Below are 10453 nucleotides of genomic sequence, written 5' to 3'. Positions count from 1 at the left end.
AACCCCTGTCTACTCTCTACCGCAAGCGGCAGGGCCGGGTGAGGGAACTCATGGCCTCTGTCGCTCGGACCACGTCAGCTGCCCGCGCACCGCGTACCGCTTTCGCAGGTCGTCGGCCACACGCTGGGACGCGGGCGGACGGCCGGGCCTCGCGGCGGCGGGCCGGGCTGCCGCAGGCGAACCGGTCGGGGCCGGCGCCGGCGCGGCGGGCAGCTCCCCCGCAGCGGGAGCGCCCTCCTCGCCGGGCTCGGACTCGCTCTCCGTCCCGGGTGCCGCCTCTGGCAGCTCCCGCAGCAGCTTGTCGAGCGCGTCCAGGCGGTCGAGCATCACTGCGTCCGGTTGTGGGAAGGCCACCAGGCCACCGTCGGCCGGCCTGGTCTGCTGGATCAGCGCATGGCGGGCACGGGCCGGACTGGTGCCCAGGTCCCGCAGCAGGTCGGCGCACTGCCGGGTCACCTGTTCAAGGGTGGGGCGATCGCCCGGTTCGAAGGCGAGCATCGAGGCCACGAGCGGGGCCAGCGGCTCCGGCAGCCCGGACAGGTCGGGTTGGATGTCCGGGCTCACCACCTGCACCGCGATGGCCTCCCACCGGACGCCGTCGTAGGGCGCGTGGCCCGTGGCGGCGTGCAGCAGGACCGTCCCCAGGCCGTACACGTCTGCCGCTCCCGTCACCTCGGTCTCGCCACGTGCCTGCTCGGGCGGCATGCAGCGGACTGTGCCGAGCACGGTGCCGGGCTGGCTCATGGAACCCTTCGACGCCTCCATAAAGGCACCGAGGCCAAAGTCGATGATCACCGGGCCGAAGTCGCCCAGGATGACGTTGGACGCCTTGAGGTCCCGATGCAGCAGACCAGCCCCGTGAACCGCGGCCAGCCCCTCGGCAAGCAGCGCTCCCACACTCGCCACCAACGGTGCCAGCAGCGGGCCCTGGTCCTTCACGACCTCGGTGAGCGGCCGACCGGGAACGTAGTCCATGGCCAGCCACGGCTGCTCGGCGAGCGGGTCCGCGTCAAGAAAGCGGGCCACCCTGCCCGTGCCGGAAATGGTGCGGGCCATCTCCGCCTCCCGCTCGAAGCGGGCACGGGAATGCGGATCGATCTTGTCAGGCCTGATGACTTTGACCGCGACCGGATCGCCCGCAATGGAGTAAGCCAGGTACACCGCCCCCATGCCTCCGGTGCCGAGGCACCGCTCGACGGCGTACGGGCCGATCCGCTGCGGCAGGACGGTACCTGTCACCAGCTTCCCCCGGTTTCCACAATTCCGACATGAACGCGATCGACGCGATTGTCGCACCCGCTGCAGACGGTGCTGCTGAGCGGTGTGGACACTGACGGATCACTGGTACAGCCTACTGATCAATTGCGGTCTCCGCTGAAGGTGCCGTCGTTCCGTGGCCCGGAAAGCTGGCGGGAGCGGCCGAGCCGACGAGCGACCGGGTCACGGTTCGGCGAGAGCCTGCATCACCGCCCGAATAGGGACGCGTTCCTGCTCCAGGCGGAGATGCGGCGTGTAGGCGCCCAGACGTAGTGCCTGCTCCAGATCGGCTTCGTCCGGGGTGAGGTGGGCGGGCGGCTCGGGTGTCTGGGTCTTTTCTTCGCCCCAGTGTGCTCGGTGGGCGAGGAGGATTTTGCGGTCCATGAGGAACGACCGGGTGTGGGGGAAGTGGCGCCGGACCTGGCTGAGGATGGCGAAGCCGTGGGTGTCGATGTCGCCCCAGTATCGGAGGTCGATATCGGCGAGCCAGGGCAGGTACCGCAGGAGGGCGGCGGCGTAGCCGGCGCCGAGGATGGCGATGGCGCCGGGGACGTCGGGCAGGGACAGGTAGGTGATTTCGTTTTCGAGGACGAAGACGGTGCGGATGCCCGGGGGCGGGGCGGTGAGCTCGTTCGCGCGGACGGTGATCTCGCTGAACGGGCCTGGCTGGTTGCCGAGGTAGCGCAGGCGGACGTAGGGCGACTTGGTGAGGAAGCCGTAGCGTGCGGCGAAGTCGCCCTTCGGGGCGTTGTTGTGGATGCGGTCGGCGGGCAGGATGTGGTCGAGGAGCTCGCCGAGAATACCCTTGTTGGTCTCGATGAACTTGGTGTCGACGCCGGGGACGTCGACCTGCCGCAGGTAGATCGGGCCGGTGTCGTGGTCCCGGATCCAGTGCACGGTTTCGACGAGGCACTGCCAGTGGGCGTGGGCCTGGAGCACCTTCATCGGGTGGGTGGCCATCCACTGGCCAAGGTGCGGGTCCTGCCGGGTCGTGCGGGTGTGGAGGTCGTGGAACAGGTCGACCTGCGCGGCGACTCCGAGGACGGCCCAGAGGTCTTCGCGGGTATGGATCCAGACCCGCTCGGGGATGGTGTTCGAGGGGGTGTTGTTGCGGCCCCCGATGGTCTTCCTCTGGATCCGCAAGTGGGGATGACGGTCGGCTGACCAGGATTCCGCCCACTTCCTGGCTTGGTCGTAGTGCTGGGTGGCGTCGGTCGCGCTGGGGCCCTTGAGTGGAATCCCGATGGGCTCGAAGGGAAGGTTCTGCGCCGCTGCGGCGAGGTACAGCCCGCTGCTCCACCTGCGTCGCAGCGTGGCGACGACCTGGTCGGGCAAGGTCCACTGCTGCGGGATCATGACTGGGCCCCCGGCTGAGCGGCCTGGTGGATCGCCGCCTTTCGCTCGCGGTACTCCTCGATAGTGAGCGTGGTCATCCGCGAGTGGATCTCGTCGGGCTTGTAGACGTAGCCGACGCGGCTGACGTGGGGTTCGATCACGTGGAGCTTCTGCAGCGGGGTGACGACGAGGAGCTGGAGTCCGAGCCGGTGGAACAGGCCCAGGCCGAAGTGGGCGGCGCCGTCGTCGCCGCGTCCGAAGGCTTCGTCGATGACGACGAAGCGGAACGTCTTGTCGTTCTTCGCCTCGGGGTTGATGCGGAACTGGTAGGCCAGGGAGGCGGCGAGGATGGTGTAGGCGAGCTTCTCCTTCTGGCCGCCGGACTTGCCGCTGGAGTCCGAGTAGACCTCGTGCTCGGTGTCGTCGGCGCGGCTGTACTCGCTGGCGGAGAAGGTGAACCACCGGCGGACGTCGGTGACGCGGGCGGTCCACTCGGCGTCCCTGTCGGCCTCACCGGAGCGGCCCTTGAACCGGTCGATGAGGCGCTTGACCTGCAGGAACTTCTCCTCCGTGTAGGCGCCGTCGGTCTCGGTGGCGAGCGTGTCGGAGGTGCATTCGAGCAGGTCGCGGCGGAATTCCCGGATCTCGACGTTGGCGGTGGGCACGGCGTTGAGGCGGACGTAGCGCCCCGGGGCGTAGTCGATCTCCTCCAGGGAGGCGTTGATGACGCCGATGCGTTCGCGGATCTCCTGCTCCTGGGCGCGCAGGCGGGCCTGGAAGGAGGCGATGTCGCGGATGACGTTGGTGCGCAGGTACTGCTGGAACTTCTCCTGGAACCTGGGCAGGTCGTCGCTGACCAGCTGACCGTGGAGCGCGCGGTAGTTCTTGGCTGAGCCGAGGGTGTTGTCGAGGTCGTTGGCGTCCTGCGGGTAGGCGGCGCGGAAGGACGTCATCTTGGCGGTGGCGTCGCTGGCGGCGCTCTGCAGGGCCCGCTGCTGGGCCTCGACGGTTCGGCTGAGCTTGGTGAACGCCTGGGATTCCGCCGTCTGCAACTGCTCCAGGTAGCGCTCCCCCGAAGCTGTGGCCGGCAGGAAGGCCGCCAGTGCGTCGGTGTGGCCGGCCAGGGCGGCGAGGTCGGACTGTTCGAGGATCGCGGAGGTCGCGGCGAGCTGCGCCGTCACCTTGCCGTGCTCGTTGCGGATGCCGCCAAGTTCCTCCTGGCCGGTACGGACGGCTGCTCGGCCGCGCTCGATCGCGGTGTTCGTGCGGGCGAGTTCCGCGGTGAGCTTGTCGAGGCCGGCCTCGGCGACGAGGTCCTTCTTCTGTTGCTCGACCTGTTCCAGCTCGGCGACGGAGGTGTGCCAGTCGATGTCGGTATAGGAGGAGACGGTTCCAAGGAGCGTCAGTGCCTCCCCGACGCCGGCTCGCTTCTTCTGCTGCTGCGTGATCTCGCGGGTCCGCGCGGTGATGGTCGCGCTCTCCTTGGTGAGCTGAGTCGCCTTGGCAAGGAGCGCGTCCAGCTTCGCCTGGTTGGTCCAGCCGAGCACCCAGGAGCTGCGGTCATCGATGCGGGAGGTGTCGTTCTTCTCGTGCCGGCCGCCGCCGCCCTTGATCAAGCCCTGCCTCGTTACCGCGGGCCGGGCGGAGCGGGTGAAGGCGTCCAGGTCGGTTGCGCACACGTAGTCGGCGCGGGTCTTCAGCTGTGCGGCGAGCCAGTCATACGCCCAAGTGTCGTGCCGGAGTTCGAGCTTGCCCGTCAGCACGTCCCGGTCCTGCGGCAGCTCTGCGGCCGGCACGTGGGCGGGCACCTTGTAGTAGACCAGGCGCAGCCCGAGGTGCCGTCCGTTCACCCACTCCGAAACCCGGGGGTAGTGGGCTTCGGGCACCAGGAGGGACAGCGCGAAGCCACGCAGGACCCGTTCGGCCGCTCCGGCCCACACGGCTTCGTCGTCGCGGACCTGGATCAGTTCTCCCGCGAAGGGAAGCTCCTCGACGGAGACCTCGGTGGCGGCGGCGAGGTTCTGCCGCAGCTCGAGGAGCTTGGCGGGGATGCTGGAGCGCTGGCTCTGCAGGCTGCCGATCTCGCGCTGGACCTCGCCGGCCTCCTTGGTGTTGTTGTGGCGCTCGACAGCCAGGGCGTCGAGTTCCTCGCGCTCCTGCTGTTCGAGCTGCTCGGCGTTCGCGCGGGCCTTGGCGATCTGATGGGCTCGTTCACGGAACGACACCTTGTCGCCGACCGGCTCCAGGCCGGCCGTGCCGAGCCAGCCCGCGTAGTCGCCGGCTCGGCTGCGTCGCCGGTCGCGCTCGCCGCTCAGTTCCCCGATCCTGGCGTCCAGCCGGACGAGCTTCTCCCCGCCGGCGCCGTCGATCTGGCGCTGGAGGGTGTCGGCACTCTGGCGGAGCTGTTCGAGGTCCGCCTCGCGCTGCTCCTGCTGCGCGGAAAGGTCCTCGATGCGCTCCTTCAGTTCGGTGCTGCGTCGGCTCAGGGCGTCGTGGCGGTGTTGGGCGAAGAAGGCAGGGAGGACGTCCCGCCGCTGCTTGAGCGTGTCGATGTCACGCTGGATCCCGTCGCACCTGTCGCACGCCTGCACGATCGGCCCGAGTGCGTCGATCATCGCCTTCGCCCGCACGACCTCGTCGTGGCTGGCCGTCAGCGCGGTGAAGTGCGCGACGATCTTGGCGACCTCGGTCTTGGCGTCGAACGGTTCGAGCATCCGCTCGCGGACGAACTCGTCGAGGCTGCCGACGGCCTTCATCGACACCGTCTGGTGGAACAGGTCCAGCGCCTGGTCGCTGGGGATGCCGAGGCTGCGTCGCAGGGTCTTCGCATAGGGCGGGTAGCTGTTGTGGATCGTTGCCTTGCTGCGCCGCAGTCGTTGGCGCAGGTCGTTGATGTCGCTCCCGAAGTCGGTGAAGTGCCCGTCAATGGACAGCGGGGCATCCGCGGTGACGTAGAACCGGTCGGGCTGGCCGGTGTTGGCGTCAGGGACCCAGAACACCTGGGCGAGGGTGACGTGGATGCCGAGGGTGTAGTTGGTGAAGACGCCCAGGATCACGCTGTGGGAGGAGGAGCCGCGCAGAGGGATGGGGCGGGTGCTGTTCGTCGCCTCGACCCGCTCGGTCTTGTAGTGGCCGAGCACGTACGAGCGCAGGTTCCGCTCCTTCGCGTCGGCGCCTGCGGCCTTGTTGTAGGCGATCTTGTTGGCCGGCAGCAGCAGGGTGGTCATCGCGTCCACCAGCGTGGACTTACCGGAGCCGACTCCGCCGGTCAGCAGAGCGCTGCGGCCGTCGATCCCGAAGCTCCAGATGGTCCGGTGAAAGGTGCCCCAGTTGAGCACCTCCAGGCGGGACAGCCTGAAGCCCGGTCCGACTCCGAGAGTGCCGTCGGCGGGCCCTGCCTGACGAGGGATGAGAGCGGCGGTCGGGATGGTGCTCATTCGTCGCCCTCCGGCGTGACGGTGTCGCGGTAGGTGGAAAGCAGGTCGTTGTAGTCGCTGAGGACCTGGGCGTCGACGAGGGCCTTGATGTGGCGCCGTACCTCGTACAGGCCGGGCTGCTTGGTCTGGCGCAGTGCGTTCAGGTCGCACAGCTTCTTGATGTTGCTGTCGATCTGGTCGATCAGCTTCGCCTCGTTGCTGCGCGGCGGCAGGAAGCCGCGGACCATCTCGACGAGGTCGTCGCGGGACAGCAGCAGACGGGTGTCGCCGGAGGTGGCGTCGCTCTCCGCGAGGCGCCCGCGCAGGAGGACCAGCATCAGGCTGACAGGGAAGGAGAGGCGGTGGCGGGTCACCAGCCGCGGCATCGTCACGCCGTCGTCGCGCGTCTCCGGGTCGAGCTGCCGGGTGTAGGCGTAGCCTTCCGCGAGGTCGAGTACGACGTCCAGGCCGATCACCCGGAGGTAGTCGCCGATCGCTGTCTGATGCGCGGTGATCTGTTCCCAGACCGCTGGTGCGTCGTTCTGGTACAGCACGCCCGCTTTCAGCAGGTGCACGATGGGCCCCGACAGGGTGTCGCTCACGCCTGTTCCACCTCTCCGGCGGCCGGGCCGCCCTCGTTGCGTACGAAGGTCACCTGCGGCACCGTCGCCGCGGTGCGTTCTGGTGAATTCACGCGCTCGTACACCAGCTCGTGGCTGTGTTCGGGGTCGATCACTACGTCCAGTCCCGGGCGTTGCAGTTGGAAGTACGTCAGTAGTTCGGCGAGCCCCAGCGTCAGCGGAAAGCGGTCGAGGACCGTCGCCAGATTTGTTTGACCGCTCGGGCTCTCCTCGAGCAGCGCCAGCACCTGTCCGGCCAGCGCTTCGTCGTCCACGTTCAGGCCGGCGAACAGCTCCGAGACGTCCACGTCCGCCTCCTCGGTCGCATCGCCCACCGCGCTGTCCAGTTCAGCGCGCTCGGGCGGCATGTACAGGCGTCGTTCCATCGGCAGGGTCAGGCTCACCTCCGGGACTTCCAGCTCGATGCCCGGAAGGTCGCGCCGGCCGTCCAGCGCGGTGATGTGCCGCTGGATGGAGCGTGCCAGGGCCAGGACTCGGCGGTCTTCCTCTCGCCCCCGGTCAGCCAGGAACCGGCGCAGCTGCTCGGTGAGCTGCCGGACCGTGTCCTGAGTGCTCTCGGCTGCGTCGAGCCACGCCCGTGGGATCTTGAGGAGGTTCTTGTTGGTCTTGCCGTCGAGCTGCGGTAGCTGGTTCACCTCGTCCAGGAGTTTCAGCAGCTCCTCCTGGCGGCGAGGCGAGAGGAGATAGTCGAAGAACGCCTGGAAGCTCTGGCCCTGGTCCGACTCGGCGATCATCTCGCGGTCCATGAGGAACGCGGCCAGCAGCTCGCCCTTGCCGCCCTCGGCGCTTGCCACGTCCTGGCGGAAACGCCGGTCCAGCTCCCGCAGGTTCCCCTCAACCTCCCGGAAGTCCCGCAGCAGGTCGATCGCCATGCTCTCCACCTGCTGGTACCGGTCCAGCAGGGCCACCGGCGTCAGCACCTCAAGCTCGCCTGCACGCAGCCGCGCGATCTGTGCATCGATCTCATCCCGTTCACGGCTGAGTTCGTCGATGCGTGCCTGCGGGTCCGTCTCCGTACCGAATGCCATCTGCCGGAGCAGGTCGACGATCGTGCCCAGCCTCGACTCGGTGCCGATGAACGAGCGTGCGGGCAGGGCTCGGACCCACGCGACGGCCTTCTCCAGAGCACTGGTCGCGTCGAAGTGCGGCTCGTCCTCACCAGGCGGGTAGTACTTGCGCAGCCAATCGCTGTTGGTCCACTCCGTCAGGTACTCCGAAGCAGCTCGCGGGTACGAGCCGAGCCCGCGCTCGTTGAGGTCGTACAGCTGATCGTCCAGACGGGAGACCAGGACGCCCTCGGGCACCCCTCGCTCGTTCTCGTCGACGAAAACCGTGCCGCAGAACGTCAGGACCAGCGGAGCGTTCTCGGCGCGAAGCAGCCGCCACGCCGGGTGATTGAACAGGCCACTCACATCGTCGAAGTCCACGCATCCCTACCCTGAGCCAAACGGATTCGGCGCCACCCCGGCTCGAACCCGGTTGGCTCCGCCCACCATAGAAGCGGGCACCGACAAAACCGGATAATCGCGCATATTTTCGATTCCGGTTCTCGGCGCCGAGCTCTTCGATGCCGCCGCGCCAGGGGCTGAAGAGCAAAGGACGCCGGCGCCCCTGGGGTCCCACGATGGCTTCTTCACGGCGAGCGGTGGTCACGGACTTGCTTCGGAAGACGGAGCGTTGGCCACCGGCCGGTGACTTCCACGCCCTCCGCTGTTGTGAAGACCCCGCGATCGACACCCAGCCAAGCCATCGGCGGCGAGCCGCTCGCACGCAGCGCTGCCGCTACCACCTCAATGTCCTTGATCAACGTCCAAGAGGACGACACAAGGTCGAAGTACCCGATCTCCAACGCCTCGGCCAAGCGGAACCTCACCGTGATCTCCGGCTTCGGTCCCTGTCCAGCCCTCGACGCCGCACGGCGCTGCCGCCAGGTAGGCGGACAACCGCAAGCCACTCCTGCGACCGTAGCCGGCTCCAGCAGTCGGACTCCGTCACAAACGTGCGCACCTTGATGTCCCCGCGCGATCATCCTGAAGTCCAGGGACTGCGGCCCGTCGAGTGTGACCAGGAAGTGGTCCCTATGGGTTATCAGTTCCGCCCCGCACGGCTGAATCTGCACGCCCTCACCGAGCAACGGCGCCAGGACCGCCGCCGTCTCCCTGGATTGCATGGAGACGCGCCAACCCTGGTCCGGGGATGCAGGGTCGCCCGGAGGACCGCTCACGTGGAACCGCCCCACGGCAGGTTCCGCACACAACCTGCCACGAGCACCCTCACCAAGGGCGGAAGGAACGCCAGTCGACGCGGCGAGGAACAACGAGACCTCCGAGAATCCGTGGAATAGGACTCCCGAATGGTCCGGGGAAGCTGCAGCTTGGCGGGGCCGGGCTTCTCTGGTAGGTCAGTTCAGTTCACCTGACGGCGTTGGGCCGGGCAGCGAGATCGCCAGCTGCCCGGCCCCGAATCAATGAGCTCCTCCAACTGCCAGTCCGCAGGATGCGACGCGTCCGCCGTTGACAGCCGCCCTGACCGGCGTCGCCATTCTCGGACCGGCCGGACCAGCCCCGATATTGCAGCACGATCTCTTTCTGGGCAGTGTGGCTCCTGATGTCGCTCCCGGCTGTGAGTCGGAGGTCAGACGTTTGGACGATGAGTTCGGACTTACCAGCGTCAGGTTCAGGGTCATGACGGGATCGTCACCTCGGCGATCCGCACCCAGACCAGCAACATCGTGTCCACGTCACGACGAACGCCCGTGGCTGGCCAGCCGAAGCGAGGGTAGAGCCGATCGAGCATGTCCGTGACAGCCAGCAGCGTCCCGAATAGGTACCTTGCGGTCTTCAGTGGGGTCGTTCCGAAGCTCGCGAGAACATCGCCGTGCGTTCGGTCGAGCAGGGCAGCGTGCCGTTGGAGGTACTGCGTCATGCCGTGCTCACGTCCGTGAGTGACGGCGGACAGGGTCTTGTAGTAGATCGCGCCGACGCCGTCCCCTTTCCCCACGACATCGTCGATCAGGTCGGTCGCGTTGGGCGGCCCTGGGGCGATGAACGGCGGCTTGTTCGAAGGACGGGGTGTCAGGCCGAAGCGGCGTGCTGAGCGGAAGATGGCTTCAACTCGAGCATCCGGCTCGTCGCTCGGCTGTTTCGCCAGTGCGGCGAGTTGCTTCTGCTCCCACAGAGTCACTAGGCGGTCGTTTTGGTGCCGACGGATACGCTCGAGCGTGGGGATGCCCGGGTCCAGGAGGTAGTGGGCCCGGGCCGCAACCTCCATCGCACTTCGGCCTACCGCTGAGGGCCCGCAGACGGGGGGCGTCGGCGATCGCAGCAGAACCGCGAGACTGGCCAGGTGGTCCATGGCAACGAAGGCGAGGTTCAGGCCGGCCATGTTGGCGTTCCTGGCTGGTGCCGGGCCCCAGTCGCCCGCGAACGGTTCGTCACCAACATCGACAGCAGCAGGGGAACCCTGCAGGAATCCCTCGTGGGTCCGCCGGTCCTCCTCGAACCGAACGCACACGCCGTTGAGAGAATTGGCGAGGTCACCCCATGGATCAGAGGACACGCCCCGAACGCTACTGATGCGAGCCTCGCCGGGACGGGCGAGCGAAGGAGAGTCGCCAGCAGTTCCGTCCAGTGGCCTACACGGTGTTCCTCCAAAAATCGGCGCCCGCCGGGATGGCCCGGGTTGTGCGTCTCGGGGCTCCGGCGGGCGCCGAGAGCATGCTAGCTGCCGCTGACGGCCTGGCTCTGGCTCGGCGCGGTGTTTTCCGACGGTGCGGCTGGCGCTGCAGGGTTGGTCACCGGGGCG

The 10453-nt window shown here is 67.9% G+C and carries 6 protein-coding genes; all 6 read right to left on the bottom strand.

Annotated elements, in window-relative coordinates:
• Window positions 1-48: 48 nt before the first annotated feature.
• The 6 genes from QSK52_RS36135 to QSK52_RS36110 all read right to left on the bottom strand — a co-directional run bounded on the left by QSK52_RS36135 (window position 49) and on the right by QSK52_RS36110 (window position 10207).
• Window positions 49-1239: a serine/threonine-protein kinase gene (locus QSK52_RS36135; protein ID WP_285740508.1), complete on the bottom strand. Its 1191-nt coding sequence runs from the start codon at window positions 1237-1239 to the stop codon at window positions 49-51.
• Between the two features lie 201 nt (window positions 1240-1440).
• Complete coding sequence (locus tag QSK52_RS36130) at window positions 1441-2613, bottom strand: Wadjet anti-phage system protein JetD domain-containing protein (protein WP_285740507.1); 1173 nt, start codon at window positions 2611-2613, stop codon at window positions 1441-1443.
• Window positions 2610-6029, bottom strand: coding sequence for an ATP-binding protein (locus QSK52_RS36125; protein ID WP_285740506.1), 3420 nt, complete (start codon window positions 6027-6029; stop codon window positions 2610-2612). Before QSK52_RS36125 ends, QSK52_RS36130 begins: the two co-directional genes overlap by 4 nt.
• Window positions 6026-6610 carry a DUF4194 domain-containing protein gene (locus QSK52_RS36120; RefSeq protein ID WP_285740505.1) on the bottom strand — a complete coding sequence of 195 codons (585 nt, stop codon included), beginning with the start codon at window positions 6608-6610 and terminating at the stop codon, window positions 6026-6028. Before QSK52_RS36120 ends, QSK52_RS36125 begins: the two co-directional genes overlap by 4 nt.
• Complete coding sequence (locus QSK52_RS36115) at window positions 6607-8076, bottom strand: DUF3375 domain-containing protein (protein ID WP_285740504.1); 1470 nt, start codon at window positions 8074-8076, stop codon at window positions 6607-6609. Before QSK52_RS36115 ends, QSK52_RS36120 begins: the two co-directional genes overlap by 4 nt.
• Window positions 8077-9331: 1255 nt before the next feature.
• Complete coding sequence (locus tag QSK52_RS36110; RefSeq protein ID WP_285740503.1) at window positions 9332-10207, bottom strand: hypothetical protein; 876 nt, start codon at window positions 10205-10207, stop codon at window positions 9332-9334.
• Between the last annotated feature and the right edge of the window lie 246 nt (window positions 10208-10453).

Source organism: Kitasatospora phosalacinea, assembly GCF_030268885.1.
GTDB classification, from domain to species: Bacteria; Actinomycetota; Actinomycetes; order Streptomycetales; family Streptomycetaceae; genus Kitasatospora; species Kitasatospora phosalacinea_C.
Note: the sequence above shows the minus strand (reverse complement) of the source record. Positions and strands in the feature narration are given on the sequence as shown.

What these genes read in the sequence shown, in the direction of transcription:
- QSK52_RS36130 (WP_285740507.1), bottom strand. Translation starts at nt 2,613, where the DNA reads ATGATCCCGCAGCAGTGGACCTTGCCCGACCAGGTCGTCGCCACGCTG.
- QSK52_RS36125 (WP_285740506.1), bottom strand. Translation starts at nt 6,029, where the DNA reads ATGAGCACCATCCCGACCGCCGCTCTCATCCCTCGTCAGGCAGGGCCC.